This window comes from Mesorhizobium sp. M1328, assembly GCF_040318075.1.
Classification (GTDB): domain Bacteria; phylum Pseudomonadota; class Alphaproteobacteria; order Rhizobiales; family Rhizobiaceae; genus Mesorhizobium.
In genome coordinates this window covers 702,331-727,817 of record NZ_JAMYLO010000001.1, presented here as the reverse complement: position 1 = coordinate 727,817, position 25,487 = coordinate 702,331, and the positions used below count along the sequence as shown (strand labels likewise).

At 65.1% G+C, this 25,487-nt stretch carries 25 protein-coding genes and 1 pseudogene; 15 read left to right on the top strand and 11 right to left on the bottom strand.

The genetic code is table 11. From position 1 onward, the window contains the following. Nucleotide 1: 1 nt before the first annotated feature. Both NKH23_RS03645 and NKH23_RS03640 read right to left on the bottom strand, forming a co-directional pair. The gene (locus NKH23_RS03645) at nucleotides 2-1,522 is read right to left on the bottom strand and encodes a sugar ABC transporter ATP-binding protein (protein ID WP_352977060.1); all 1,521 of its coding nucleotides are present in this window, start codon (nucleotides 1,520-1,522) and stop codon (nucleotides 2-4) included. Nucleotides 1,523-1,569: 47 nt separating this feature from the next. Continuing rightward, nucleotides 1,570-2,583, bottom strand: coding sequence for an ABC transporter substrate-binding protein (locus tag NKH23_RS03640; RefSeq protein WP_352468173.1), 1,014 nt, complete (start codon nucleotides 2,581-2,583; stop codon nucleotides 1,570-1,572). A 218-nt stretch (nucleotides 2,584-2,801) separates the two neighbouring features. Here NKH23_RS03640 and NKH23_RS03635 point away from each other — a divergent pair. The 6 genes and pseudogenes from NKH23_RS03635 (at nucleotide 2,802) to NKH23_RS03610 (ending at nucleotide 10,495) form a co-directional block, all read left to right on the top strand. After that, nucleotides 2,802-5,254 (top strand): annotated as a pseudogene (locus NKH23_RS03635) (glucan 1,4-alpha-glucosidase). A 46-nt stretch (nucleotides 5,255-5,300) separates the two neighbouring features. After that, entirely contained in the window at nucleotides 5,301-6,317 is a 1,017-nt protein-coding gene (gnd, locus tag NKH23_RS03630) for a phosphogluconate dehydrogenase (NAD(+)-dependent, decarboxylating) (protein ID WP_353034222.1), read from the top strand. 22 nt (nucleotides 6,318-6,339) lie between these two features. After that, nucleotides 6,340-7,716 (top strand): glucose-6-phosphate dehydrogenase, encoded by a 1,377-nt coding sequence (zwf, locus tag NKH23_RS03625; RefSeq protein WP_352912959.1) that lies wholly within the window; start codon nucleotides 6,340-6,342, stop codon nucleotides 7,714-7,716. 19 nt (nucleotides 7,717-7,735) lie between these two features. Further along, a complete protein-coding gene (locus NKH23_RS03620; protein WP_352912960.1) occupies nucleotides 7,736-8,440 on the top strand; it encodes an ROK family protein in 705 nt (234 codons plus the stop codon). A gap of 164 nt (nucleotides 8,441-8,604) precedes the next feature. Next, the gene (locus tag NKH23_RS03615) at nucleotides 8,605-9,069 is read left to right on the top strand and encodes a Ros/MucR family transcriptional regulator (protein ID WP_352468167.1); all 465 of its coding nucleotides are present in this window, start codon (nucleotides 8,605-8,607) and stop codon (nucleotides 9,067-9,069) included. A gap of 184 nt (nucleotides 9,070-9,253) precedes the next feature. Then, nucleotides 9,254-10,495, top strand: a complete 1,242-nt coding sequence (locus NKH23_RS03610; protein WP_352977058.1) for an MFS transporter — start codon at nucleotides 9,254-9,256, stop codon at nucleotides 10,493-10,495. Between the two features lie 80 nt (nucleotides 10,496-10,575). Here NKH23_RS03610 and NKH23_RS03605 read toward each other — a convergent pair whose 3' ends face one another. From NKH23_RS03605 to hemC, 6 genes are all read right to left on the bottom strand, one after another. After that, complete coding sequence (locus tag NKH23_RS03605) at nucleotides 10,576-11,292, bottom strand: glutamine amidotransferase (RefSeq protein ID WP_292657163.1); 717 nt, start codon at nucleotides 11,290-11,292, stop codon at nucleotides 10,576-10,578. An 18-nt stretch (nucleotides 11,293-11,310) separates the two neighbouring features. Continuing rightward, the gene (locus NKH23_RS03600) at nucleotides 11,311-11,790 is read right to left on the bottom strand and encodes a tellurite resistance TerB family protein (RefSeq protein WP_352468165.1); all 480 of its coding nucleotides are present in this window, start codon (nucleotides 11,788-11,790) and stop codon (nucleotides 11,311-11,313) included. A 39-nt stretch (nucleotides 11,791-11,829) separates the two neighbouring features. Next, nucleotides 11,830-13,446, bottom strand: a complete 1,617-nt coding sequence (locus NKH23_RS03595) for a heme biosynthesis protein HemY (protein WP_353034220.1) — start codon at nucleotides 13,444-13,446, stop codon at nucleotides 11,830-11,832. A gap of 8 nt (nucleotides 13,447-13,454) precedes the next feature. Further along, nucleotides 13,455-14,945, bottom strand: coding sequence for a COG4223 family protein (locus NKH23_RS03590; RefSeq protein ID WP_352912963.1), 1,491 nt, complete (start codon nucleotides 14,943-14,945; stop codon nucleotides 13,455-13,457). A 493-nt stretch (nucleotides 14,946-15,438) separates the two neighbouring features. Next, nucleotides 15,439-16,155: a uroporphyrinogen-III synthase gene (locus tag NKH23_RS03585; protein WP_352912964.1), complete on the bottom strand. Its 717-nt coding sequence runs from the start codon at nucleotides 16,153-16,155 to the stop codon at nucleotides 15,439-15,441. A gap of 1 nt (nucleotide 16,156) precedes the next feature. Beyond that, nucleotides 16,157-17,083, bottom strand: coding sequence for a hydroxymethylbilane synthase (gene hemC / locus NKH23_RS03580; protein ID WP_352912965.1), 927 nt, complete (start codon nucleotides 17,081-17,083; stop codon nucleotides 16,157-16,159). Between the two features lie 104 nt (nucleotides 17,084-17,187). Here hemC and tsaD point away from each other — a divergent pair, with 104 nt between their 5' ends. The 6 genes from tsaD to NKH23_RS03550 are packed head-to-tail and all read left to right on the top strand — an operon-like array spanning nucleotide 17,188 to nucleotide 21,177. Next, nucleotides 17,188-18,273, top strand: a complete 1,086-nt coding sequence (gene tsaD, locus NKH23_RS03575) for a tRNA (adenosine(37)-N6)-threonylcarbamoyltransferase complex transferase subunit TsaD (RefSeq protein ID WP_352977079.1) — start codon at nucleotides 17,188-17,190, stop codon at nucleotides 18,271-18,273. Beyond that, entirely contained in the window at nucleotides 18,270-19,280 is a 1,011-nt protein-coding gene (locus NKH23_RS03570) for an NAD(P)H-dependent glycerol-3-phosphate dehydrogenase (RefSeq protein ID WP_352912966.1), read from the top strand. The genes tsaD and NKH23_RS03570 overlap by 4 nt, the downstream gene beginning before the upstream one ends. Nucleotides 19,281-19,306: 26 nt before the next feature. Continuing rightward, nucleotides 19,307-19,603: a YciI-like protein gene (locus tag NKH23_RS03565; protein ID WP_292663798.1), complete on the top strand. Its 297-nt coding sequence runs from the start codon at nucleotides 19,307-19,309 to the stop codon at nucleotides 19,601-19,603. A gap of 30 nt (nucleotides 19,604-19,633) precedes the next feature. Beyond that, on the top strand, nucleotides 19,634-20,059 hold the full coding sequence (locus NKH23_RS03560; protein ID WP_352468158.1) for an EVE domain-containing protein: 426 nt from the start codon (nucleotides 19,634-19,636) through the stop codon (nucleotides 20,057-20,059). Next, nucleotides 20,014-20,712, top strand: coding sequence for a class I SAM-dependent methyltransferase (locus NKH23_RS03555; protein WP_502912321.1), 699 nt, complete (start codon nucleotides 20,014-20,016; stop codon nucleotides 20,710-20,712). Before NKH23_RS03560 ends, NKH23_RS03555 begins: the two co-directional genes overlap by 46 nt. A 48-nt stretch (nucleotides 20,713-20,760) precedes the next feature. After that, complete coding sequence (locus tag NKH23_RS03550) at nucleotides 20,761-21,177, top strand: DUF1761 domain-containing protein (protein ID WP_352912967.1); 417 nt, start codon at nucleotides 20,761-20,763, stop codon at nucleotides 21,175-21,177. Nucleotides 21,178-21,180: 3 nt separating this feature from the next. On the opposite strand, the gene gcvA is transcribed toward NKH23_RS03550, so the two are convergent. Beyond that, on the bottom strand, nucleotides 21,181-22,101 hold the full coding sequence (gcvA, locus tag NKH23_RS03545) for a transcriptional regulator GcvA (protein ID WP_352912968.1): 921 nt from the start codon (nucleotides 22,099-22,101) through the stop codon (nucleotides 21,181-21,183). Between the two features lie 162 nt (nucleotides 22,102-22,263). Between gcvA and NKH23_RS03540 the strand changes: the two genes are divergently transcribed. After that, a complete protein-coding gene (locus tag NKH23_RS03540) occupies nucleotides 22,264-22,509 on the top strand; it encodes a hypothetical protein (protein WP_352912969.1) in 246 nt (81 codons plus the stop codon). A gap of 84 nt (nucleotides 22,510-22,593) precedes the next feature. On the opposite strand, the gene NKH23_RS03535 is transcribed toward NKH23_RS03540, so the two are convergent. Then, nucleotides 22,594-23,130: a L,D-transpeptidase family protein gene (locus NKH23_RS03535; protein WP_352913174.1), complete on the bottom strand. Its 537-nt coding sequence runs from the start codon at nucleotides 23,128-23,130 to the stop codon at nucleotides 22,594-22,596. Nucleotides 23,131-23,274: 144 nt separating this feature from the next. On the opposite strand from NKH23_RS03535, the gene NKH23_RS03530 reads away from it, so the two are divergent. Both NKH23_RS03530 and NKH23_RS03525 read left to right on the top strand, forming a co-directional pair. Continuing rightward, nucleotides 23,275-23,958: a response regulator transcription factor gene (locus NKH23_RS03530; RefSeq protein ID WP_023680479.1), complete on the top strand. Its 684-nt coding sequence runs from the start codon at nucleotides 23,275-23,277 to the stop codon at nucleotides 23,956-23,958. Between the two features lie 125 nt (nucleotides 23,959-24,083). Then, nucleotides 24,084-24,539 carry a Crp/Fnr family transcriptional regulator gene (locus NKH23_RS03525; RefSeq protein ID WP_352718480.1) on the top strand — a complete coding sequence of 152 codons (456 nt, stop codon included), beginning with the start codon at nucleotides 24,084-24,086 and terminating at the stop codon, nucleotides 24,537-24,539. Nucleotides 24,540-24,579: 40 nt separating this feature from the next. Here the strand turns inward: NKH23_RS03525 and NKH23_RS03520 are convergent, their stop codons facing one another. Next, nucleotides 24,580-25,473 carry a sugar phosphate isomerase/epimerase family protein gene (locus NKH23_RS03520; protein ID WP_352912970.1) on the bottom strand — a complete coding sequence of 298 codons (894 nt, stop codon included), beginning with the start codon at nucleotides 25,471-25,473 and terminating at the stop codon, nucleotides 24,580-24,582. Nucleotides 25,474-25,487: the final 14 nt, after the last annotated feature.

Below are 25,487 nucleotides of genomic sequence, written 5' to 3'. Positions count from 1 at the left end.
CTCAGGCCGCGTCGCCGAACGAGGACTGGATGATCTTTTCCTCTGTCAGTTCGTCGCGGCGAAGGTTGGCGACGATCCGGCCGTTCTTGAACACATAGATGTGGTCGCAATTGTCGAGCTCTTCGGTTTCGGTGGTGTACCAGAGGAATGTGCGGCCATGGCGAGCCTCTTCGCGCACGAGGTCGTAGACTTCGAGCTTGGTGCCGATGTCGACGCCGCGCATCGGATCGTCCATCAGCACGATCTTGGCGTCGGAGCCGAGCGCCCGCGCGAACAAGGCCTTCTGCTGGTTGCCGCCGGACAGCGAGAAGATGTTGTTGTTCATGTCGGGCGTGCGGATGCCGATTTTCCGCTGCCACAGCTCGGCGAGCTCAGCTTCGCGCTGCGGCGAGATCAAAAGGCCGTTGCGCAATCGCGCCAGCGAACGGATGCCGATGTTCTCGGCGATCGACCATTGCGGAAAAATCCCGTCCGACTGGCGGTCGCCGGCAACCAGCGCCACCGGCGCGGTAACCTCGATGCCGGTCTTGGCGCGGGAAGCCGCGGCAAAGATCGCCAGCAAAAGATCGGTCTGCCCATGCCCGGCAAGCCCGGCAAGCCCGATGATCTCACCGGCACGGGCGACAAGCTCGTTGCCGTCCTGCTGTCGCGCCGGACGCGCCCGGACCCGCAGCGGACCGGGCTCCGGCTTGCCGCTCGCAATCTCGGCCGCGGCCTTCTCGCGCGCCTCCGCTCCGCCCATCGCCGTCACCAGCCTGTCGCGGTCGAATTGATCGGCCTGCCCGGCGGCGACGACCTTGCCGTCACGCATCACGACGATGCGGTCGGCGTTTCCGAGCACTTCGCCCAGCACATGCGAGATTAGGATGCAGCTCTTGCCGGCGGCTATGAAGCGGCGCACGAACGCCAGCAGCTGGCCGGCGGTATGCGCATCGAGCGAGGATGTCGGCTCGTCGAGGATGACCAGTTCGAGCGGCTCCTGCGTGACCGTGAAGGCGCGCGCCACTTCCACCATCTGCCGGCTGGTGATGGAAAGGTCGCCGACGATGTCGGATGCCGAGATGCTGTGGCCGGGGAAGATCTCGTCGAGCTTGGCGGCGATCAGATCGGTCGCCTTGCGCCGCCAGCCGAAGCCATTAAGCGAGGCGTGGTTGATCCGCGTGTTTTCGGCGACGCTGAGGTTGGGGCAGAGCGACAGTTCCTGGAACACGCAGCGTATGCCGAGCTGCTGCGCGCGCGGCACCGAATAACTTGCCTCGACGCCGCCGCGGACCGCGATCTGCCCGCCGTCCGGGGTAAGCGTGCCCGCCACCATATGCATGAGCGTCGATTTTCCGGCGCCGTTATGGCCGACAAGACCGACGCATTCTCCAGCACGAACGCTGAAATCGACACCGGCGAGCGCCCTGACGGCGCCGAAATGTTTTTCGGCTCCGTCCAGTCTTATGATGTCCAAACTGACGGCGCCGAAATGCTTTTCGGCGCCGTCAGGCCTGATGATGTCTGCACTGGCCTCGGGCATCCCTTAACGATACCCGGTTATCTGTGGCGGCAACAATAGTGCCATGCTCACTTGATGTTGGCCTTGATCGCCGCGACGGCGTCTTCCTGCGTGTATTCGTGGCTGGCGACGCCGCCCTTCGGAATCTTCGGCAGCGCGGCCTCGAAATCGTCCTGGGTGAAGGCAAGATAGGGGACCAGCAGGTCGTGCGGCACGTCGGTGCGGCCGTCGAGCACCTGCTGCGCCACCCAGAAGGCAAGCGTCGATACGCCCGGTGCGATCGATGCCGACCAGGTCTGGTAACCGTCCTTTTCCTTCTGCTCCTTCCACCACTGCAACTCGTCCTGGCGATTGCCCATGATGATGGTCGGGCGCGGCTTGCCGGCAGCGGCGAAAGCCTGCGCCGCGCCATAGCCGTCACCGCCCTGGTCGACGACACCGACCACATCCGGCAGCGACGGCAGGATCGTCGCTACGGCCTTCTGTGCCGTGGTCTGGTCCCAGTCGCCGGTCACCGAGCCGACGATCTTGAACTCGGGATGGGCGGCGACGCCTTCGAGGATGCCGGCATGGATGGCATCGTCGATCGAGGTGCCGGCGAGGCCGCGGATTTCCAGGAGGTTGCCGCCCTTGGGTTGGAATTTGGCCATCTGCTCGACTTCCTGCTTGCCCATGTCCTTGAAGTCGACGACCACCCGGTAGGCGCAGGGTTCGGTGACGATGCCGTCGAAGGAGACGACGACAATGCCGGCGTCGCAGGCCTGCTTGATGGCGCCGTTGAGCGCATCCGGAGACGCCGCATTGATAACGATCGCGTCATAGCCCTGCAGGATCAGGTTCTGCACCTGGGCTGCCTGCGTCGGCACTTCCTTGTCGGCCGTCGTGAAGACGTCGGCGGCGCCGACCACCTTGTCGGCAACCGCCTTCTTGGTGACGATGGCGTAGCTGTCCAGCATCGCCTGCCGCCAGGAATTGCCGGCGTAATTGTTGGAGAAGGCGATCTTCTTGCCGCTGGTGTCGGCAAGCGCGGTGCCTGCGGCAAGCATTGCCGCAAGGGCGCCCAAAACGAATATTTTCTTCATGTCATACTCCTCCCGTGAGTTGCTGTCTTACTAGTGGCTAATGGCTGGCTGGTGGCTAATGGCTGATATGCTCATAATGCTGTTTTTTATCTATTATCAGACAAATGCAGATAGGCGACAAGCTGTCAACAGCAATCCATGGCCAGCGATCAACTTGCGGTGCAATCATTGAAACTGGTTCGGCTCCTGGTCTAGGGATGGCGCTGGAGACCGATTGAATGGCAGCGAATCTTGCGCCGGGTGCACCCGGCATTCCGGCGCGCTGGACGTCGAGCGCCAAGAGCGGCGTCGGCACCGCGCTTTCGCCGGCGTGCCCGATCTGGTTCACCATCAGCCATGGTATTCTCAACGAGATCTACTATCCCCGCCTCGACAGCGCCTGCACCCGCGATCTGGGGCTGATCGTCACCGGACCGGACGGCTATTTCTCGGAAGAAAAGCGCGACGCCGAGCACAGCATCGAACCCCTGGAGGACGGGGTGCCTGCCTACCGGCTGGTCAACACCGCAAGCGATGGAACCTACAGGATCGAAAAGCGCATCCTGACGGATCCGGAACGTCCCGTCTTGCTGCAGCAGATTATGTTCACGCCGCTCAAAGGCGCGGCCGCCGATTACCGCGTCTACGCGCTGCTGGCGCCGCACCTCGTCAACGCCGGCATGGGCAACACCGCCTGGATCGACGACCATGAAGGACAGCCTGTCCTGTTTGCATCGGGACGCGGCACCTGCCTGGCGCTCGTCTCGTCGCTGCCGTGGAAGGCGTGCGCGGCCGGCTATGTCGGCGTCTCCGACGGCTGGCAGCAGCTTCGTCAAGGCGGCCGGCTCGATCCGGCCTGCCGCAGGGCCGAGGACGGCAATGTCGCGCTGATCGGCGAGATCGGCTTTTCGGCCGCGAACCCAAAAATATTGCTGGCACTGGGCTTCGGCACGACGCCGCAACAGGCGGCGGAGACTGCTTTCGCCAGCCTGAACCAAGGTTTTGGGCCCGCAGCCAGACCCTACATCGACAAATGGCGCCAATGGCAGTCTGGATTGCTGCCGCTGGACCGGCATGCGGCGTCCGGGCTCAACAACTACCGCCTCAGCACGGCGGTGCTGGCGGCACACCACTCGTCCGCCGGAGCAGCCGTTGCCAGCCTGTCGATCCCGTGGGGCTTCAACAAGGGCGACGACGACCTCGGCGGCTATCACCTGGTCTGGCCGCGCGATCTGGTCGAAACCGCCGGCGGCTTCCTCGCCGCCGGCGACCCGGCGGAAGCCTTGCGCATCCTTGGCTATCTGCGCTCGATCCAGCAGCCGGACGGCCATTGGCCGCAGAACGCCTGGCTCGACGGGTCGGCCTATTGGCCGGGCATTCAGATGGACGAATGCGCCTTCCCGCTGCTGCTCGCCGACGCGCTGCGCCGCGCCGGCCATTTGCCGCATGCCGCACTCTCCTCCTTCATGCCGATGATCGAGCGCGCTGCCGCCTATGTCGTGCGCAACGGCCCGGTCACCGGCGAGGACCGCTGGGAAGAAGACGCCGGCTACAGCCCGTTCACACTTGCGGTCGAGATCGCGGCGCTGCTTGCGGCTGCGGACATGTTCGACGCCGCCGGCAAAACAGAGCCGGCAAACTATCTGCGCGAAACCGCCGATATCTGGAACGATCAGATCGAGCGCTGGACCTACGTCGTCGGCACCGCCGCATGCGACGAAGCCGGCGTCGAAGGCTACTATGTCCGCATCGCCCCGCCCGAGACGGCCGGCGCGGCATCGCCGAAGGACGGCTTTGTACCGATCAAGAACCGTCCGCCCGGCGATGCGAACCGCCCGGCCGAGGCGATCGTCAGCCCGGATGCGCTGGCACTGGTCCGCTTCGGCTTGAGGCAGCCGACGATCCGCGCATCCTCGACACGGTCAAGGTCATCGACGCGCAATTGCGCTGCGAACTGCCGCAGGGCCCGCTCTGGTACCGCTACAATGGCGACGGCTATGGCGAGCATGCCGACGGCGCGCCCTTCGATGGAACCGGCCAGGGTCGCCCCTGGCCGCTTCTGGTCGGCGAGCGCGCCCATTACGAGCTGGCGGCGGGCCGTAGGGATAGTGCGGCAAGCCTGCTCAGGACGTTCGAGAACTCTGCCGGGCCGGGCGGCCTGCTGCCGGAGCAGGTCTGGGACGGTCCCGACATGCCGGAGCGCGAATTGCGGCATGGCGGGCCCTCCGGCAGCGCCAAGCCGCTGGTCTGGGCGCATTCCGAGCACATCAAACTGCTGCGTTCGCTGCGCGACGGCGCCGTGTTCGACATGCCGCCGCAAGGCGTCAAGCGCTATGTCGAGGGCAGGACGGTGTCGCGCCTCAGGGCATGGCGCTTCAACCACAAGATCCGTACCATCCCGGCAGGCAAGGCGTTGCGCATCGAACTTCTGGCCCGGGCGGTGGTTCATTGGAGCAGCGACAATTGGGCAACCATCCATGACGCCGAGACCACCGCGAATCTTTTCGGCATCCATCTCGCGGAGTTGCCGGTTGCCGACGCCGCTCCGGGCAATAGCATTGTCTTCACATTCTTCTGGTCCGATGCCGGCCGTTGGGAGAACGCTGACTTTTCTGTCGGCATCGGCGATACCGGAGAGAGCATGATCCCGCAAAGTGGAGACCGGTTTTCGGAAAAGATCATGCTTCAATAACAGCGCCACTAGATCATCGATCCCTCAAGTAAGGCAGGACGAGACCATGCAGATAGGAATGATGGGACTGGGCCGGATGGGCGCCAACATGGTTCGGCGCCTGCTGCGTGATGGCCACGAATGCGTCGTCTACGATATCAACCCGGCGAGCGTCGCGGCGCTTGTGAGCGCCGGCGCGGTCGGAGCCGCCTCGATGGAGGAGTTCGTCGGCAAGCTGGCGAAGCCGCGCAGCGCCTGGCTGATGCTGCCGGCGGCGATCACCGGCAGGATCGTCGACCAGGTGGCCGCCTTGATGGAGCCGGGCGACATCATCATCGACGGCGGCAATTCCTATTATCACGAGGCCGTCGACCACGCCGCGCGCCTGGCGTTGAAAGGCTTGAGCTATGTCGATGTCGGCACCAGCGGCGGCGTCTGGGGCCTCGAGCGCGGCTATTGCCTGATGATCGGCGGTCCCGACAGCGCGATCCAGCATCTCGATCCGATCTTCGCAACGCTGGCGCCCGGCGCCGACGCCGCTTCGCCTGCCCCCGGCAAGGACGCCGGAACCGCTCCCTTCGGATATCTCCACTGCGGGCCGAGCGGCGCCGGCCATTTCGTCAAGATGGTCCATAACGGCATCGAATACGGCGTCATGGCCGCCTATGCCGAGGGCATGAACATCCTGAAGTCGGCGAATGCCGGCAAGCGGCAGCGCACCGCCGACGCCGAAACCAGCCCGCTGGAAAACCCGCAATATTACCAGTTCGACATCGACATCGCTGAAGTGGCCGAGGTCTGGCGGCACGGCAGCGTCATCGGCTCGTGGCTGCTCGATTTGACGGCCGGCGCGCTGAAGGCCGATTCGTCGTTGACGCAGTTCGGCGGGCGGGTTTCGGATTCCGGCGAAGGACGCTGGACGCTGAAGGCGGCGATCGACACCGGCGTGCCGGCGCCGGTGCTGTCGTCGGCGCTGTTCGACAGGTTCTCCTCGCAAGGCGAATCCGAATTCGCCGACAAGCTTCTGTCCGCCATGCGCTATGCCTTTGGCGGCCATGTCGAAAAACCCAAGGCCGGCTCGTGACGGGCGACAGGGAGGCACGCCCATGAGCCAGGAACGATCGGACACGCTGGTGCTTTTCGGTGCCACCGGCGATCTCGCCCACAAGAAGATCTTCCCCGCCCTTTACGCCATGGTGGCCAAGGGGACGCTGAGCGAGCCGGTGATCGGCGTCGCCTTCGATCCCTGGGACCTCGCCAAGCTGCAGGCGCGCGCCCGCGACGGCATCGTCAACGCCATCGGCAGCATCGACGAGAAGATCTTCGCCAGGCTTGCATCGCTGCTGCGCTATGTCAGCGGCGACTACCGTGCGTCTGCGACCTTCGAGAAGCTGAAAGCCGCACTCGGCAGCGCTGAGCGGCCGCTGCACTATCTGGCAGTGCCGCCGGCCATGTTCGAGGTCGTCGTCCAGGGGCTGGAACAGTCCGGCGCCGCCCAGGGCGCGCGCCTGATGGTGGAAAAGCCGTTCGGCCACGATCTGCAATCGGCGCGCTGGCTGAACCGGGTGCTGCATCTGGTCTTCGACGAGAAGTCGATCTTTCGCATCGACCATTATCTCGGCAAGGAGGCGATCCAGAACCTACTCTATTTCCGCTTCGCCAATTCCTTCCTCGAGCCGATCTGGAACCGCAATTACGTCGAGAGCGTGCAGATCACCATGGCCGAGGATTTCGGTGTCGAGGGCCGCGGCCGCTTCTATGACGAGGTCGGCTGCATCCGCGACGTCATCGAAAACCACCTGCTCAACATCCTCTTGCTGCTCGCCATGGAGCCGCCGGTCGGCCGCTCGGCCGACGATCTGATCGACGAGAAGGTGCAGGTGCTGCGGGCGATCCGGACGCTGACCAGGGACGATGTCGTGCGCGGCCAGTTCGACGGCTATCTCAGCGAGCCGGGCGTGGCGCCGAATTCGCCGGTCGAGACCTTCGCGGCAGTGCGCTTTTTCGTCGATACCTGGCGCTGGCAGGATGTGCCGTTCTTCATCCGCGCCGGCAAATCCCTGCCGGTGCACGCCACCGAGGTCATCGTGCGGCTGAAGCGGCCGCCGCTCGACGTCTTCGATCCAATCAAACCCGGCGACTGCAATCACGTGCGCTTCCGCATCGACCCGCAGGTGGCGATCTCGATCGGAGCCCGGCGCAAGGCGCCCGGCGACGACATGGTCGGCGAGCAGGTCGAGCTCACCGCGCTCGACGATTCGAAGGGCGACATGCCGCCTTACGAGCGGTTGATCGGCGACGCCATGAACGGCAACGGCCAGCTGTTCACCCGCCAGGACGCCAGCGAGCTCGCCTGGCGCATCGTCGGTCCGGTGCTCGGCGACACCACGCCGCCCCCTGTCTACGCGCCAAAGACGTGGGGGCCGGCCGAAGCCATGGCTGGATTCGGGCCGCCGAACGGCTGGATCAATCCAACAAAATGATTTCTGGGAGGCGAAAGCGGTGGCCAAAGCGGTGAAGCAACAGGCATCGGACGAAGAAAAGATCGTGCTTGCGATCGATATCGGCGGCTCGCACGTCAAGATCCGCACCAGCGCCGGCGGCGACGAGCGCAAGACCGCTTCCGGACCGGAGCTGACGCCGCAGCAGATGGTCGCGGCGGTGAAGACGCTGGCCGAAGGGCTGCAATACGATGTCGTCTCGATGGGCTATCCGGGTCCGGTGCACCACAACCGGCCGCTGACCGAACCCGCCAATCTCGGCAAGGGCTGGGTCGGCTGCGATTTCGCCGCTGAGCTCGGCAAGCCGGTGAAGGTCGTCAACGATGCGCTCATGCAGGCCATCGGCAGTTATGAGGGCGGCCGCATGCTGTTCCTTGGCCTCGGCACCGGCCTGGGGGCCGCGATGATCGTTGATAACGTCGCCCAGCCGATGGAGCTTGCCCATCTTCCCTACAAGAAGCGCGGCAGTTTCGAAGACTATGTCGGCGAACGCGGCCTGCAAAAGCGCGGCAAGAAGAAATGGCGCAAATACGTCTTCGACGTCGTCGACCGGCTTCGCACCGCGATGCAGCCGGATTACGTGGTCATCGGCGGCGGCAATGTCGACGAACTCACCGACTTGCCCGCCGATTGCAGACGCGGCGACAACACACGCGCCTTCGAAGGCGGATTTCGACTATGGCGCGACAAATCCCTGATTATCTGATATTGCTGATTGTCTGATATTATCGAGCACCGGCTCAGGGTTGTTAATCCCGCGCTGCCGTTAGTATTATTATTCAAAATAATGTGTGACGTGGTGCGGCGTCATTGCATTGCGCAGATTTGCCGACTAGGAATTTCTGCGACCCCCACGGACGGAGAAATAGATTGATCGACGACAACAACAACGCTCGCAAAGACATCGACCTGCTCGAGCTGACCGCCCATATCGTGTCCGCATATGTCGAGAAGAACCGCTTGCCGGCTTCCGGCCTCGGCGATCTCATCGCCAGCGTCAGCGCCTCCATAGGCGGGCTCGGGCAACCGGCAGTGCCGGTCGCCGCGCCGCTGACGCCTGCCGTCAATCCCAAGAAATCGGTGACGCCGGACTACATCATCTGTCTCGAGGACGGCAAGAAGTTCAAATCCTTGAAGCGCCATATCGGCGTCCATTTCGGGCTGACGCCCGACGCCTATCGCGCCAAATGGGGCCTGCCGTCCGACTACCCGATGGTCGCCCCCAACTACGCTGCCTCGCGTTCGCAGCTCGCCAAGGCGATCGGCCTCGGCCGCAAAGCCGCCCCGCCCGCGCCCGTCAAGGGCAGGGGCAGGAAGGCCAAGGCGACGGCCTAAAAGCGTTCGGATCAGGTCCGGTCGCTCCGCCAGCGGCAACGCCCGGCGGAGCGGAAATTGTTGATCCAGGCCGGATTTTTGCGCGCGTCCCGCGCCGAACTGCGCTAAAGGCTCTTTTGGCCGGACCAGCGCCCATCGTGGAAGTGCCCCGCCGGCCGACATCGCCGCCACGGGGCCTTATTCCATGACCACAGAATCCCAAGTACCGCCTGACCAGCGTTATGCAGCCTTTCGCCACCGGCCGTTCCTGAGCTACTGGGCGGCGCGTTTTCTCTCGACATTCTCCACCCAGATCGTGTCAGTCGCCGTCGGCTGGCAGATCTATGATCTCACCCGCGACCCGTTCGACCTCGGCCTTGTCGGCATCGTCCAGTTCCTGCCTTCGCTGCTGCTGGTGCTGGTCACCGGCGACGTTGCCGACCGTTTCGGGCGCCGCCTGATCATGGCGTTGGCAGTGCTGGTCGAGGCGGGCTGCGCCTTGGCCCTTCTGCTGTTGACGCTGCGCGGCCTCTCCGGGCCGATGCCGGTCTTCATCGTGCTCGCCATGTTCGGCATCGCGCGCGCCTTCTTCGGGCCGGCTTCGTCATCGTTGTTCGCCAATCTGGTGCCGCCGGAGGATTTCGCCAACGCCATCGCCTGGAACTCGTCCGCCTGGCAGACGGCAACCATCGTCGGGCCGGTCGCCGGCGGCCTGCTCTACGGGCTTTCGGCCGAAGCCGCCTACACCACCGCGGCCGTGCTGATGCTCATCGCCGCCGTGCTGATCTTCACCATCCCGAAGCCTGCCCAGCGCAGCCGGACCGACAGGCCGACGGTGCAGACCCTGTTCGCCGGCTTCGGCTACATCTGGAGCGAAAAGATCGTGCTCGGCGCGATTTCGCTCGATCTGTTCGCGGTGCTCCTGTCCGGCGCCTCGGCGCTGCTGCCGGTCTATGCGCGCGATATCCTCGAACTCGGCCCGTGGGGGCTCGGCCTGTTGCGCTCGGCGCCCGGCGTCGGCGCCATCTGCGTCGCCATCTGGCTGGCCGGACACCCGATCCGCAACCATGCCGGCCTTGTTATGCTCGGCTTCGTTGCGCTGTTCGGCGCGTTCACCGTCTTGTTCGGCCTCTCGACCATCACCTGGCTGTCGATCGCAGCCCTTGCCCTGCTCGGCGCCACCGACATGTTCAGCGTCTACATCCGCGAGACGCTGATCCAGCTGTGGACGCCGGACGACGTTCGCGGCCGCGTCAACGCTGTCAACCAGGTGTTTGTCGGCGCCTCCAATGAGCTCGGCGAATTCCGCGCCGGCACCATGGCGGCGTTGATTGGCACGGTTCCGGCCGTGGTGGTCGGCGGCGTCGGGGCGATCGCTGTCGCCGGTCTATGGGCGGTGCTGTTCCCCCAGCTGCGCAAGGTGCGTCATCTCAGGGGACGAAACTAAAGCGCGACGCGCTTTAGTTCGTTTGTTGTGCATGTCGTTTTCCCAAGACCGCTGCACACTTTTGGGCACATGCACCGACTTCACCGCAGCGCCGGCTTGCCAAAAATCATCGGCAGGAACTCGCCGAGCCAGCGCTTGAGGTGCATGTCCCAGATCAGCCGGCCGCCGAGATGGTCGCGGCCGGGCTGCGCGCCGGGCAGTTCGAAGCGGTGCGCGCCGCGCACCACCCAGCGCTGCATCATCGCCCGGGTCAATTCGCCATGGAACTGGATGCCCCAGGCATTGTCGCCGTAGCGGAAGGCCTGGTTGGGATAGGTTTCGGCCGTCGCCAAAAGCGTCGCGTCTTTGGGCAGCGAAAAGCCCTCGCGATGGAACTGATAGACCATCTCCGGCCAATGCATCAGCCTGCTGCCCGCTTCGGTCGCCTTCAGCGGATACCAGCCGATTTCGACCAGGCCCTCGCCATGGCCCTCGACCCTGCCGCCAAGATGCTTGACCAACATTTGCGCGCCGAGGCAGATGCCAAGCAGCGGCCGGTTCTCGTTGAGCGGAATTTTGAGCCAGTCGGTCTCGCGGCGGACGAACTCGTCGCCGTCATTGGCGCTCATCGGCCCGCCGAACACCACGGCGCCGGCATGGCCATCCAGCGTCTGCGGCAAGGCCTCGCCGAGCGGCGGGCGGCGGATGTCGAGATCGAAGCCTTCCTCGATAAGCATATGGCCGACCCGCCCCGGGCTCGAATGCTCCTGATGCAGCACGATCAGGATCTTTGGTCTCGGGCTTGGCTTGGGCGGCATTGGAAGGCGGGATCCTGTCTATTCGTCGCTCGACGTTCCGGCAGCACCAGGAGCCGCGGCGGCCGCCTTGAGGCGCGCCTCGACACGATCGCGACGTTCGACGCCGATCAGCTCGGCGACCCGCCAGACGGTATTGTCCTCGAGTTCGTGCAGCTCGCCATCGGCATAAACGATCTCCCACATCAGGCCGATGAAGGCCTTTCGCGCCTCGGCGTCGAGATGGCGCTTGAGCACGCTGGTGAAGGCGTAGAGGTCGATCGCCTCATTGTCGGCCCGCTCGCCGGCAGCCGCCAACGCGTCGAGTTCGTCGCCGCTGATCGAGTAGCTTTCCGCCAGCACCTTCTTGAACCGCTCCCATTCGGTATCCTGGCGCACCCCGTCGGCGTTCATCACATGGAAAAGCAGGGCGGACGCCGCAATGCGCGGATCGTCGGCGCTGGGGCTGTCGCCACCACCGGACGGCAGATCCCTTAGAAACGACAGAACGCGTTCGAACATCAAATCATTCCCAATAAGCCCGGGTCCGCTCGACCCTGATCAGAACAAACGAAACCGGCGCGCCGATTTATCCGCCGCGTCGTCGGGATCGACGCCGGGGTCGTCAGGCAGCCGCGTCAATTCCTGCGCCGGCTCGACGGCTTCGGCATCGTCCGGCACCGCGGCAAATGCCGCCGCGGTGACCGGTGTCACATGATCCTCGCCGGCACGGTTTTCCGGCCTCTCCTCGGTCGCCGCGCTCGGCGTCTCGGCAGCAACCGCTGTGGGCTCGATCGCCTCGGCTGTTTCCTCTACCGGCTTGGCTGGAGCCGCGATGGCCGGCACCGGCGCCTCCGGCGTATCCTCATGGCTGTCGATCAACTGGCCGAGCCGCTCCATCGGCGCCCGCCATTCGAATGCGTCGAGCCTGCCGGTGATCGGCGATACCGGAGTCCAGCGTTCGGAGACGACGCCGTCGGCGACCCAGGCCGGGTCGCGCGGCGCCCTCACCGCCTTCGACAGCAGCTGCCGCACCTTGCCCTGGTCGCCGCTCTCGGCCTCCTCGACGTGGGCGAGCAGCAGATAGGCGCCTTCGCGGCGATCCATTCGGATGGCGGCTTCCGCCTCCCGACGGGCGGTTGAAAAATCCTGCGCATCGAGCGCGGCGCGCGCCACGGCAAGCGAGGACTCGGCATGATTCTTCTTCAGGTCCTGCAGCTTCTTTGCCCGGTTCAGCCGGTCGAGCACGGCATCGCCCGGCCTGGCATGGGTATAGAGCTCGGCGATCTCGGGATGCGGCTCGGCCTTCCACGCCGCCTCGAGGATTTTCGAGCCCTTGCGCACGTCGTTCTGCCGAAACAGCAATTTTGCCGCGACGACCGCCGCCGGCGCGAAATCCGGCCGCAGCCGGTTGGCTTCCAGAGCCGCCGTCCGGGCGGCATTGGCATCGCTGTCGATCAACGCCTGCGCCTTGGCGGTCAGCAGCACGGCGCGGCGTCGGTTGGCCGCATCGCGCTCGATCTGCCGGGTCGACTTCTGGGCGTCGACCAGTTTCAGCGCACCGTCCCAATCGCCGCGGCCGGTCAGGTCTTCCAGCGTCGATTCGGCCGCCCATGCCAGTTGCGGCGCCACTGCCGCGGCACGACCCGCGTAGTGGCGCGCCGCATTGCGGTCGCCGAGCCGCTCGGCCTCGAGATAAAGCCCACGCAGGCCGAGCAGCCGCATTTCGGGATCGTCGAGCATGGTCTCGAATTTTTCACGGGCGCCCTCATGGTCGCCTTCGAGCAGCGAGGCCTGCGCGTCGAGCAGCTGGATCAGCGGCTCCTGGTCGGAACGAATCAGCTTTGCCGCCTCCTTAGTCTTCTTGCGGGCGAGCGCGCCATCACCGGCACCAGCCGCGATCATCCCGGTCGACAGCGCCTGATAGCCGCGGTCGCGGCGACGCACGCGGAAATAGCGCGAGATCGTATAGGGGCTGTTCCACAGCGCCTTGACCAGCCACCAGACGATCATCACCGCGGCAACCACGGCAACGACCGCCACCGCCGCGACCATCAGGCTGACCTGGTATTGATAGCCGTTGAAGGTGACGAGCATTTCACCCGGCCGGTCGGCCAGCCAGGCGAAGCCGAGCCCGAGCGCAAAGACGACGGCGAGGAAGGCGAGGATGCGGATCATTGGGTTCCTCACGCCTTCATCGCGCCGGCGATGAGCGACTCGATCTGCATCTCGACCTCCATCCGAGCTTTCAGCTTGCCGGCAAAGTCGGCGCCGGCGGCCTTGGCCGCGTCAGGCAGGGTTTCGTATTCGCTGAGCGCCTTGGCGTAGTCCCCCTGATTGACCGCGACCTCCATGCGGGCGACGGTTTCCGGGACGCCGGTGCCTTCGACGGCGCCGATCGGCCTGACCTTGACCAGCGATTCGGCGCTCGACAGCAGCTTTTGCAGGATGCCGGCATTCTGCTCGACGGGCGTCGCGGCAGCGACCATGGCGTTGGCGGCGGTGTCCGCTTCGGCGGCGATCTCGGCCCGCGTCGGGACGCCCTTTTCGGCAAAGGCGCGCAGCGTCGCGATCTCGGGTGCATCGGGTGAGATGGCGGCAAAGGTTTCGAGCTCGGCGGCGAACGGCGCACCACGGTCGAGCGCTGCCTTGAGCGCCGAGGCGGCAATGGCCAGCGCGATCTTCGGCTGCGAAGCCTGTGCATCGACCTTGCCCGAGAGCTGTGAAACCGACTGTTCCAGGGCCGCAAGTCGGCCTTCCTGCGCCTTTGCCGTGTCGCCGGCGGATTTCACCAGCGCGTCGAGCGCGGCCAGCCTTTCGTTGAGCGGGCCGAGATCGACGGGCGCCGTGCCGCCGGCCTTGCCGAGGGCCGCGACCGCCGTCTCGATCTGCCTGACCTTGTCGCCAAGTGCTGCCACCCCGGCATTGTCGCCGGCGCCGCCTTGTTCGACCGTCGATTTCAACGCCGCGACGTCCGCCCTGACCTGGTCCAGCGCCGATGACAGCCCGTCCACCTTGGCCGATGCGTCATTGTTGGCGCCGGCCTGTCTGAGGTCCGCGACCTCGCGTTTCAGCGAAACGATCTCACCATTGACGGCGTCGAGCGACACGGGGCCCGACCCCGGCGCACCGAGCAGGCCGGCAAATTGCAGCCCGCCGGCCGCGGCGAGCGCGATGACGCCGCCGACAATACCGGCGGCGATGCCGTTGATGCCGCTCCGCTTCGGCTGCGCTGCCATATGGTCGTCCCTCGTCTCGGCTGTCTTCTCGCCGGAGCCCGGGATCCCCGGTTCGTTGGCCCTGGTTCCGCTGGATGCATCTTCGAAACTGTAGTCGGAAGCCGTGGAGCGACCGGGCGGCGCATCCGAACCGGCGGGATAAGGGGTTTCCGTTTCCCTGGTAGAATCGGTGCCGGCATCCGCCGGCTCTTCCGTGCCGGCGCGCGCGGCTGCGTCGGCGTGTTCCCATGGCTCGAGATCGGTCTGGTCGGCATGCACCGGCTCTTCAGGCGGCTCGGGCTGCGAGGCGTTCGCCGCTTCCTCGGCCCGCGCCTCGTCAGTCTGCGAGGTCGCGACATCTTGTTCGTCGGCGACTCGCGAGACGGCGCCGGGCTCGAGCTCGATGGTCACCGGCTCACGGCGGCTCTTGGAATGCCGCATCTTCGGCGTCTTGACCATACTCGGGCTCCGCAAAATTCGCTTCGGGATGGTTGAAAGGGTCTAGCACATCACCAAGCGGTGAAAAGGGGCGGCGTGATGACGCCACGGCTTGGAGTTCAGTTTTGGCAAAACGCCGCAGTGGTTTTGGGATACGGCATGCGGGGCCAGAAACAAAAAACCCGCCTCGGCGGCGGGTCGTTGGGGCGAATCAGCACCATCAGTGATTTTCTAGCATAGCTGCCGGCACAAAGCAAGAACAAAATGTGACTCGAGGGCAATCGTCCATGTTGGCGCTGCCCCTCATCGCCCTGCCGGGCACTTCTCCCCGTATAGTGACGGGGAGAAGGGGCTGTCACGAGGCTCGACGCTTCTTCTGCAACGCTGGAGATTGGCGAAATCCTCGGCGAAGGCACCCCTCTCCCCGTCACTATACGGGGAGAGGATGCCGGCAGGCAGGTGAGGGGCGGCGTCAACATCTGGAGGACAGGGATAGAGCCGCCTCGAGTGCCGGTCAGCGCGACGCCTGCAAAAGCCCCAGCAAGGCATCCTCGCTGGGCTCCGGCGCTATCCGGATCCTTTCGCCGGCGACATCGCCCAGGGCCGCGGCAATGCGCCCCGACAACGCGAAAAAGCGCGTGTCCTGAAAAAGGCCACGCAGCGCCGGCCGGCCAGCCAGGGCCTGCATCGCCATGGCCGCCTTGGCCGAATAGAGCAGCACCGCCTCGACCGGCCGGGCGGACAGGCGCGCAAGCACGGCCTCATCGGAGTAATCCAGCACAACGGCGTCGTAGGTCTCGACGGCGCGGACCTGAACGCCCGCCGCCTGCAGCCGCTCCTCGAAACCCGGAAACCGCACCCGCCCGCAGAGATAGACGATCGTCTGCCCGGCAAAACCACCAGCAAGTGCATCGGCCAGCGCCTCGGCATTGCCCGGGCCTTCGCTGACCGACAGAAACCCGGCAGCGCGGGCTGCTTCCGCCGTCTTCCTGCCGACGGTGTGGCACGGCAAGCCCGCGAGCGCCGCGATGACCTCTTTCGGCGCATGGCGAACGGCATTGGCGCTGGTGACCGCGACCGCGGCGGCGGCATCGGCGACCGCGCCGGCATCGACCGCCAGCGCCACGGTTTCGGTCAATGGCAGCAGGATCGGCTGAAAGCCGGCATCCGCAAGCCGGCGCGCCGTGCGCGAGGTGCCCGGTTCGGGCCTCGTCACCAGGACGCGGAGCATGTCAGGTCCAGCCGTCGAAGAATGTTTCGCCGGCTTTGGCCCGAACGGTCGCGGCGGCTTCCGCGCCGATGCGCGCCGCCTCCTGCGCCGGCCCTTGCAGCCTGACTTCATGCGACTGCGTGCCATCGGGCGAGATGATCAGCCCGGCAAAGGAAATCGTCCCGCCCGATATCGTCGCATGGCCGGCGATCGGCGTGCGGCAGGACCCGTCGAGCGCCGCCAGGAAGGCGCGCTCGCAGGCCAGCGCCTCGCCGGTCGGCCCGTCGTGGATCGCCGTCAGCATCGCTTCCACGTCGCGGTCGCCGATGCGGCTTTCGATGCAGATCGCGCCTTGTCCCGGCGCTGGCGGAAAGACGTCGAGCGGCATCAGGTCGGTGACGACATCTTCGAGCCCGAGCCGCTTCAGCCCGGCATAGGCGAGGATGGTGCCGTCGGCGATGCCGTCGTCGAGCTTGCGCAGCCGCGTCTGCACATTGCCGCGGAACATCACCACTTCGACGTCCGGCCGCATCCGCCGGATCAGCGCCTGGCGCCGCAGCGACGACGAACCGACCTTGGCGCCTTGTGGCAGGCCGGCAATCGTTCGCGCCGCCTTGCCGATGAAGGCATCGCGCGCGTCCTCTCGCGGCAGGAAGGCGGACAGTTCCAGCCCTTCGGGCAACAGCGTCGGCATGTCCTTCGACGAATGCACGGCGATATCGATGCGGCGCGCCAGCAGCGCCTCCTCGATCTCCTTGGTGAACAGGCCCTTGCCGCCGGCTTCCGACAGCGGCCGGTCCTGGATGCGGTCGCCGCTGGTCGAGATGACGACCACCTCGAACGCCTCGGCCGGCATGCCGTGCGCGGCCATCAGCCGCGCCTGCGTTTCATGCGCCTGCGCCAGCGCCAGCGGGCTGCCGCGTGTTCCGATTTTCAAGGTTGTTTGCATGACGCGCCGTCCGTGATAACCCCCGGCAGATCGAGGCCGTTTTCCGGGCTTTCTCCTATCGGGGAAAGGCCGGTTGCACAATCATCGAGGACAGCGACGAATTGATCCGCGTTCTGGGCATCGAGACGAGTTGCGACGAGACCGCCGCCAGCGTGGTGGCGCTGGACGGTCGCAGCACGCCGCAAATCCTGTCGAACATCGTGCTCAGCCAGATCGAGGAGCATGCTGCTTTCGGCGGCGTCGTGCCGGAGATCGCCGCGCGCGCCCATGTCGAGGCGCTCGACGGCATCATCGAGGCAGCGCTGGCCGATGCCGGCGTCGAGCTCGCCGACATCGATGCGATTGCCGCCACCGCCGGTCCCGGTCTTGTCGGTGGGCTGATCGTCGGCCTGATGACGGCCAAAGCAATCGCCGCGGCAGCCAAAAAACCGCTGATCGCCATCAACCATCTCGAAGGCCACGCGCTGACGGCCAGATTGACCGACGGGCTCGGCTTTCCCTACCTCTTGCTGCTGGTCTCCGGCGGCCATACCCAGATCGTCGCCGTACGCGGCGTCGGCGACTACCAGCGCTGGGCGACGACGATCGATGACGCGCTTGGCGAGGCCTTCGACAAGACGGCCAAGATGCTCGGCCTGCCCTATCCGGGCGGACCGAATGTCGAGCAGGCGGCGGCAAATGGCGATGCGGCGCGTTTTGCGTTTCGGCGCCCGATGAAGGGCTCGGCGCAGCCCGATTTTTCCTTCTCCGGCCTCAAGACCGCGGTGCGCCAGGCGGCAACCGCGATTGCCCCGCTGAGCGACCAGGATGTTGCCGATATCTGCGCCTCGTTCCAGGCGGCGGTGGCGGATGCGCTGGGCGACCGTGTTGCGCGGGCGCTGACCCGGTTCCGTCAGCAATTCCCGGACAAGGCCGAGCCTGCGCTGGTTGTCGCCGGCGGCGTCGCCGCCAACCGGACCATCAAGGCGACATTGCAGGGCCTGTGCGAGCAGGCCGGGTTCAGCTTCGTCGCGCCGCCGCTTAACCTCTGCACCGATAATGCGGCGATGATCGCCTGGGCCGGCATCGAGCGCCTGCGCGCCGGCATATCAGGCGAAAACGCGGCCGATTTCGTGCCGCGCTCGCGCTGGCCGCTGGACAGCGTCTCGGCCCCGATGGTCGGCTCGGGCCGGCGTGGGGCCAAGGCGTGACCGGCAGCGAACACAAGGCGCCAAGCGGCTGGCGCGTCGCCGTGCTCGGCGGCGGCGCCTGGGGCACGGCACTGGCGCTGGCCATGCTGCGAGCCGGTCATTTCGTCCGCCTCTATGCGCGCGACCCGGAGACCGTCGCGGCGATCGACCGTGGCGAAAATCCGCGCTATTTGCCGGGCATCGCGCTCGATCCCGGCATCGTGGCGACGAGCGACATCGAGGCCTCGCTCGACGGCGCGGACTGCGTGCTGGCGGTGGCGCCGGCGCAATCGTTGCGGATTATGCTGACGGCGGCGTCCAGCCATATGCCGAAAGGCGTCCCGCTGGTCCTCTGCGCCAAGGGCATCGAGCGCGACACCGGCGCGCTGCTGTCATCCATTGCCGAGGAAATCCTGCCGGCAAATCCGGTCGCCGCTTTGTCCGGCCCAAGCTTTGCCACCGACGTCGCCAGGGGCCTGCCGACGGCCGTCGTGGTCGCCGCCCGCGACGAGGCTCTGGCCACCGACCTTGCCGCCCGCTTTTCGGCGGAAAATCTGCGCTGTTATTCGAGCGACGATCTAATCGGCGTCGAGATCGGCGGCGCGCTGAAGAACGTCTTTGCCATTGCCGCGGGTGCCGTCACCGGCGCCGGGCTCGGTGCCAGCGCCCAGGCGGCGATGGTGACGCGCGGCTTCGTCGAATTGCGCCGCATCGGCGCCGCCTTTGGCGCCAAGCCGGAGACGCTGATGGGGCTTTCAGGCCTCGGCGACCTGCTGCTCACCTGCTCGTCCGCCCAGTCGCGCAATTTCGCTTATGGGCTGGCGCTGGGGCAAGGCAAGCCGCTCGCCGGCCTGCCTCTGGCGGAAGGCGTGCCGACGGCGGCAATCGCCGCCCGCATCGCCGGCGAGCGCCGGATCGACGCGCCGATCATCGCCGCCGTCGCCGCCATACTGGACGGCACCATAACCATAGACCAGGCTGTGTCGGCGTTGATGACAAGGCCGCTCAAGACCGAAACCGACATGTAATCCCGAACGATTGCGGAGATGGAAAGATGCTGTTTGCGTTGATTTGCAAGGACAAGCCAGGAAGCCTGCAGGTGCGGCTCGATACGCGGCCCAAGCACCTTGCCTTCCTGGAAGGGCTGAACGGCGACAAGAAATTGGCCTTCGCCGGCCCGTTCCTCGACGCCGACGGCAAGCCGAACGGCACTCTCGCCGTTGTCGAGGCGCCCGATCTGGCTGCGGCAAAAGCCCTGTCGGCGGCCGATCCCTATACCAAGGCAGGGCTGTTCGAAAGCGTCGAAATCCGGCAGTGGAACTGGAGCTTCAACAAACCGGCGGATATCTAATCGAGGCGGCACCTGAGGAGGAGCAAAACAATGAACTACTGGCTGTTCAAATCCGAACCCTCGGTCTTCTCCTTCGAAATGCTGAAGGCCAAGGGCAAGGCCGGCACGCAATGGGACGGCGTGCGCAATTATGCGGCGCGCAACAACATGAAGGCGATGCAGATCGGCGATCTCGGCTTCTTCTACCATTCCAATGACGGGCTCGACATCGTCGGCATCGCCGAAGTCTGCGCTCTGGCCCATCAGGACAGCACCACCGACGACCCCCGCTGGGAGTGCGTCGATATCCGCGCCTTCAAGGACATGCCGAAGCCAGTGACGCTGGAGCAGGCCAAGGCCAATCCAAAGCTGGCCGACATGGCGCTGGTGCGGCTCGGGCGGCTGTCCGTGCAGCCGGTGACGCCGGCCGAATGGCAAGAAGTTTGCCGCATGGGCGGCCTGACGCCGGCGCCATGACGGCGCTGACGCCGGACAGCGCCAAGAAATTCATCCTCGACAACACGGCGCTGATGGCGCCGCCGCATGTGCCGGAGATCCGCCTGCAACTGGCCGACGAGGCACATGAATTATGGCAGCGGACAGAGGACGAGCTGACCGAAATCGGCCTGCCGCCGCCCTTCTGGGCTTTTGTCTGGGCCGGCGGCCAGGGCCTTGCCCGCTACATCCTCGACAATCCGGCGGCGGTGCGCGGCAGGCGCGTGCTCGACTTCGCCTCCGGCTCCGGCCTTGTCGCCATTGCCGCGGCCAAAGCTGGCGCCGCGGAGGTGATCGCCGCCGATATCGACCCGCTCTGCGCGACAGCGATCCGCCTCAACGCCGAGGCAAATGGAGCCGAGATAAAATTCCTCATCGGCGACTGCATCGGCAGCGATGCCGGGTGGGACGTCGTGCTGGCCGGCGATGTCTTCTACGACAAGTCCTTTGCCGACAGGCTGATGCCGTGGTTCGTCACTCTGAAGGCGCGCGGCGCCGACATCCTCGTCGGCGATCCCGGCCGTTCCTATCTGCCGAGGGCGGGACTGAAACCGCTTGCCGTCTATGAAGTGGCGGTGACCCGGGCGCTGGAGGACGCCGAGGTCAAGCGCACGACCGTCTGGCGTCTTGCTTGACGGCATCGCCGAACAGGCGTTCCATCGCGCAATCGACCGGAGGGAACCATGGATTTTTCAGCAATCAATTGGCTGGCGGTAATCGTCGCCGCCGTCGTGGCATGGCTGTTCGGCGCGGCCTGGTACATGGGCTTGAGCAAGCCGTGGCTGAAGGCCGCCAAGCTTGATCCGGCGACGATGAGCAAATCGATGCTGCCCTTCGTCGTCTCCTTCATCGCGGACCTCGTCATGGCGCTGGTCATGTCGCTGATCATCGGCGCGGTGACCGGCGGCGAACCGAGCCTGCTTGCCGGGGTGATCTTCGGCTTCGTTCTCTGGCTGGGGTTCGTCGCCACCACGCTTTCAGTCAACCATCGCTACGAAGGCTTCGGCTGGGATCTGACGCTCATCGATGTCGGCCATTGGCTCGGCGTGCTGCTTCTCATTGGCGCGGTGATCGGCTGGTTCGGCGCGGCGGTGGGCTGACCGTCAGGTCGGGGTCTTGGCGATTTCCTCGAGAAGCCAATCGCGAAATGCGACGATGCGCGGATCATTCGCCGCACTTTCGGGATAGACCAGGAAATAGGCGAATTCGGGCGCGACCTTGATGCCGAGTTCGAAGGGCCGGATCAGCCTGCCTTCGGACAGGTCGGTTGCCACCATGGCGAAATCGGCGAGCGCGACCGCGTTGCCGTCGAGCGCGGCCTGGACGGCATCCGTCGAGTTGCCGAACACGATGGTCCGGCTGTCGTCGAAATCGTCGACGCCCGCCGCCGCCATCCATATGCTCCAATTCGGCCAGGTGACGCCTTGGCGCGACCACTCGATATGGGCCAGCGTATGATGGAACAGGTCGCGCGGCTCCTTGAGCGGCGGCCCTGACCGCAGCAAGGCCGGACTGCAGACGGGAATAATGACGTTTTCGAACAGCCGGTGCGATCGAAGCCCCGGATACTTGCCGGTGCCAAAACGGATGCCGAGATCGACGTCGTCGCGATCGAAGTCGCGCACCTCGTAGCTGATGTCGAAACGCAGCTCGATCGCCGGATGCTGCTTGCGAAAATCGTCGACGCGCCGCATCAGCCACTTCGTCGCGAATTGCGCATCGAGGGTGACCTTCAGCAGCGCCGATCCGCGCGCTGTCTTCTGCGCCCGTGAGACGGCCCGACCAAGCAGGTCGAGCGCATCGGTCGAAGCTTCGAACAGCACCGCGCCCGCCTCGGTCAGCCGGATCGTGCGGCTGGTGCGTGTGAACAGCACGATGCCGAGCTGATCCTCGATTTCCTTGATCTGGTGGCTGACCGCTGCCGGGGTCAGGCCGAGCTCGTCGGCGGCGCGGGTGAAATTGAGGTGCCGGGCCGCTGCCTCCAGCGTCCGCAGCGCACGGGTTCCAGGCAACAGGCGCGCCATCAGTGCCAGACGAGGAGGGTTCGGTCGAGCATTCCAATCCTCAAACAAAACTTGAAGATGCGGAAAAAACTACTCGTTTCCCGTTTGAATTTCAATCCGCCATGATCTGAGCATCAAAGAAACATCAAACCGGATTTGATGTCCGGAGAAGCGGATTGCACCATGTCTGACATCACCTTGCGCTCTGTAAGCCTCCGCCCGGCCTGGCTGCGCGCCGTGCTTGACTGGCTTCGGCACGCGAGAATCGCGGTCAGTCTTCCCTACGAGAATGTCGAGAATCTCTCCGACCGCCAGCTGCGCGACATTGGCGGCGAACGCAAGGACATCGCACGCGCCATGGACCGGGAACTCGGCCGGCTCGGCCTTCTCGACATAGGGTGGCAAAGGAGTAGGGGAGTAGGGGAGTAGGGGAGTAGGAAAAGCTAAGCGGCGCGCCCGCGCCTGTCTTACCCTTACTGCCCTATTCCCCTACTCCCTTATTCCCCTACTCCCTTACCTTACCACCCTTACCACCGTCCGCTCCGACAGCAGCGGCAGCAGCCGTGCCATGGTGCGGGCCGTTACCGCGACGCAGCCTTGCGTCGGCGTGAAGCCGGGGCGCGCCAGGTGGAAGAAGATGGCGCTGCCGCGCCCGCGCCGGCGCGGCACAAAGTTCCAGTCCAGCACCAGGCAGGCGTCATAGAGGTCGTCGGCCCGCAGCATCCGCTCATGGCTGGCGCCATACGGGATTTTTACCGGACGGTTGTAGTTGCGGTCCCCAGGCACCTCGCACCAGCCGAGATCGCGGCCGATCGGCGTCATCGCCAGCCGCGTCCGGCGGCCGCCGGCAAAACGGTCGCCGCGAAAATATCCCGACAATATCCGCATCGAGGCAAGCGGGGTGGCGCCGTCGCCCTCGCGCTTGCCGGCCGAGATGCCGCCATGCCCCAGCGCACATGGAAACACGAGTTTGCCAGCCTGCAGAAAGCCTTGGCTGGGCTGGCCTGGGCGCGCGCGCACGGTGAGCACGGTGAGCCCTTTCGGCAAAATTGCGCCGACTGCATTGCGATCGTGTTTTTTCTTGTATGATCGTGCCACGGAACAAATCACTGTGAACGGCTGTTGTGCCGGTCAGCTTCCGCATAAACAGGCAGCGGTCAACTGAAATCTCTTTTCAAAACAACGGATTGATCCATGACTTCACGCACCATTCTGATCGTCGACGACGATGACGACCTGCGCGGCACCCTTGTCGAGCAATTGTCGCTTTATGAGGAATTCGATGTCCTGCAGGAAGCGACCGCCGCCAAAGGCGTCGCCACGGCGCGCGGCGGGCTCATCGACCTGCTGATCATGGATGTCGGCCTGCCCGACATGGATGGCCGCGAGGCGGTAAAGATATTGCGCAAGGGCGGCTACAAGGCGCCGATCATCATGCTGACCGGCCATGATACCGATTCCGACACCATCCTTGGCCTCGAGGCCGGCGCCAACGACTATGTGACGAAGCCGTTCCGCTTTGCCGTGCTGCTGGCCCGCATCCGCGCCCAGCTGCGCCAGCACGAACAGAGCGAGGACGCCACTTTCTCGGTCGGCCCCTACACGTTCAAGCCCAGCCAGAAGCTTCTGATCGACCCGCGCGGCGCCAAGGTTCGGCTGACCGAAAAGGAAGCCTCGATCATCAAATATCTCTACCGCGCCGACCAGAAGGTGGTGACCCGCGACGTGCTGCTGGAGGAAGTCTGGGGCTACAATTCCGGCGTCACCACGCATACTCTGGAAACGCATGTCTACCGGCTGCGCCAGAAGATCGAGCGCGATCCTTCCAACGCGGAAATTCTCGTGACAGAAAGCGGCGGCTACAAGCTGGTTCCTTAAACATTTCATTATTCAAATAAGCGATCCGGGCGGGGCGCTTTTCGGGTACGGTCCTGAGGCTGGAGGTGGTTCTGGATCGGCCTCGTAGGGGAGGAGTCGGACTGACGGTTCGGGGACATAGCTAGATGGCGCTGGATGACGACATCCGCATCCTGTCCGCCGTGAGGCTCTTCGAGGGCTTCACGCAGGAACAGCTGCGTCTGCTCGCCTTCGGCGCCGAAACCACCAAGTTGCAAGCCGACCACAAGCTTTACCGCGAGGACGACGAGGCTGATTGCGCCTATATCGTGATCAGCGGCCGCATCGTCCTCTACCGCGAGCACGATGGCGAGCGCATCCCGATCGGCACCGCCGGCCCCGGCACCATGCTCAGCGAACTGGCGCTGATCGCCGACACCAACCGGCTGACCAGCGCCTCCGCCGAAATCGATTCGGAAGTGCTGCGGCTCAGCCGCAAGATGTTCCGCCGCATCCTCGAGGAATATCCGGAGCTGGCGGTTCACCTGCACCAGCGCATCTCGGAGGATTTCCAGGCGATGATCCGCCGGATCGAGGAACTTGGGCCGCGTTTTGCCGGCTAATGTAGCGCCTCTGGCCTAACCAGATTGGAACCGCGAGGGCTCAAGGCCGGTGCGTTGCGGAAACAAGCTCGGCCTTGCGCCGCGCCGTCTCCAGTCCGAGCGCAATGAAGCGGCGCGCATGTTTGGCCAACTCCATATTGTCGGTCCACAGATTGCGCCAGATCGCGGTTTTCCGCGACAGGTTCTCGTCGACGATTTCCGAGGAGAAGGATTCGAAGCTGAGGTCGTCGCTGTAGCCGATGGCGGTCAGCGCATCGAATATCCCCGCAAAATCGATATTGCCGGTGCCGAGGAAGCCGCGATGGCTCTCGCCGATATGGACATAGCCAATCTTCCTTGCGGCGTTGCGAATGGCCAAGCTGACATCGGCCTCCTCGATGTTCATGTGGAAACTGTCGAGATGCAGGAAAATGTTGTCGGAGCCGCTGTCCGCGATGAAGGCCATGCCTTGCGCTGCGGTGTTGAGCAGATTGCTTTCGAAGCGGTTGACGATTTCGAGGTTGAGGGTGACGCCGGCTGATTTTGCCGTCTCCGCCACCTCGGCCAGCGTGCCGGCGCTGCGGTTCCACTGGTCGCGCGTCGGCGCCTCGCTCTGCAAGCCGTGGCTGGTGCTGAGGATGCCGGCAACCTTCTGGCCGCCGAGATCGCGGGTCAGCGCGATCGTACGTTTCAGGATTTCGACGCCGTGCGCGGCAATCGTTTTGTCGGCGCTCGAAATATCGCCGTCGGCCGGCAGTCCGATGCTGATCGCAACACCGAGGCCGAGATCGGCGATCCGCTTGGCCAACCCATCAATGTCGACATTGGCGGGGTCGAGATAGGAGAATTCGATCAGGTCGAAGCCGGCTTCCCTGGTGTTGGCCAGCGTCCGCTCGAGGTCGCCCTGCGCCGAGCTCGCCGACCAGACGAATGAGTGGATTCCGATGCGCGACATGATTGTCTCCGGTT

Excerpts from the sequence above, each read along its gene's own strand:
- NKH23_RS03645 (WP_352977060.1), bottom strand. The coding sequence starts at position 1,522 with ATGCCCGAGGCCAGTGCAGACATCATCAGGCCTGACGGCGCCGAAAAG.
- NKH23_RS03640 (WP_352468173.1), bottom strand. The coding sequence starts at position 2,583 with ATGAAGAAAATATTCGTTTTGGGCGCCCTTGCGGCAATGCTTGCCGCA.
- gnd (WP_353034222.1), top strand. The coding sequence starts at position 5,301 with ATGCAGATAGGAATGATGGGACTGGGCCGGATGGGCGCCAACATGGTT.
- zwf (WP_352912959.1), top strand. The coding sequence starts at position 6,340 with ATGAGCCAGGAACGATCGGACACGCTGGTGCTTTTCGGTGCCACCGGC.
- NKH23_RS03610 (WP_352977058.1), top strand. The coding sequence starts at position 9,254 with ATGACCACAGAATCCCAAGTACCGCCTGACCAGCGTTATGCAGCCTTT.
- NKH23_RS03605 (WP_292657163.1), bottom strand. The coding sequence starts at position 11,292 with ATGCCGCCCAAGCCAAGCCCGAGACCAAAGATCCTGATCGTGCTGCAT.
- NKH23_RS03600 (WP_352468165.1), bottom strand. The coding sequence starts at position 11,790 with ATGTTCGAACGCGTTCTGTCGTTTCTAAGGGATCTGCCGTCCGGTGGT.
- NKH23_RS03595 (WP_353034220.1), bottom strand. The coding sequence starts at position 13,446 with ATGATCCGCATCCTCGCCTTCCTCGCCGTCGTCTTTGCGCTCGGGCTC.
- NKH23_RS03590 (WP_352912963.1), bottom strand. The coding sequence starts at position 14,945 with ATGGTCAAGACGCCGAAGATGCGGCATTCCAAGAGCCGCCGTGAGCCG.
- NKH23_RS03585 (WP_352912964.1), bottom strand. The coding sequence starts at position 16,155 with ATGCTCCGCGTCCTGGTGACGAGGCCCGAACCGGGCACCTCGCGCACG.
- hemC (WP_352912965.1), bottom strand. The coding sequence starts at position 17,083 with ATGCAAACAACCTTGAAAATCGGAACACGCGGCAGCCCGCTGGCGCTG.
- NKH23_RS03565 (WP_292663798.1), top strand. The coding sequence starts at position 19,307 with ATGCTGTTTGCGTTGATTTGCAAGGACAAGCCAGGAAGCCTGCAGGTG.
- NKH23_RS03560 (WP_352468158.1), top strand. The coding sequence starts at position 19,634 with ATGAACTACTGGCTGTTCAAATCCGAACCCTCGGTCTTCTCCTTCGAA.
- NKH23_RS03555 (WP_502912321.1), top strand. The coding sequence starts at position 20,014 with ATGGCAAGAAGTTTGCCGCATGGGCGGCCTGACGCCGGCGCCATGACG.
- NKH23_RS03550 (WP_352912967.1), top strand. The coding sequence starts at position 20,761 with ATGGATTTTTCAGCAATCAATTGGCTGGCGGTAATCGTCGCCGCCGTC.
- gcvA (WP_352912968.1), bottom strand. The coding sequence starts at position 22,101 with ATGGCGCGCCTGTTGCCTGGAACCCGTGCGCTGCGGACGCTGGAGGCA.
- NKH23_RS03540 (WP_352912969.1), top strand. The coding sequence starts at position 22,264 with ATGTCTGACATCACCTTGCGCTCTGTAAGCCTCCGCCCGGCCTGGCTG.
- NKH23_RS03530 (WP_023680479.1), top strand. The coding sequence starts at position 23,275 with ATGACTTCACGCACCATTCTGATCGTCGACGACGATGACGACCTGCGC.
- NKH23_RS03525 (WP_352718480.1), top strand. The coding sequence starts at position 24,084 with ATGGCGCTGGATGACGACATCCGCATCCTGTCCGCCGTGAGGCTCTTC.
- NKH23_RS03520 (WP_352912970.1), bottom strand. The coding sequence starts at position 25,473 with ATGTCGCGCATCGGAATCCACTCATTCGTCTGGTCGGCGAGCTCGGCG.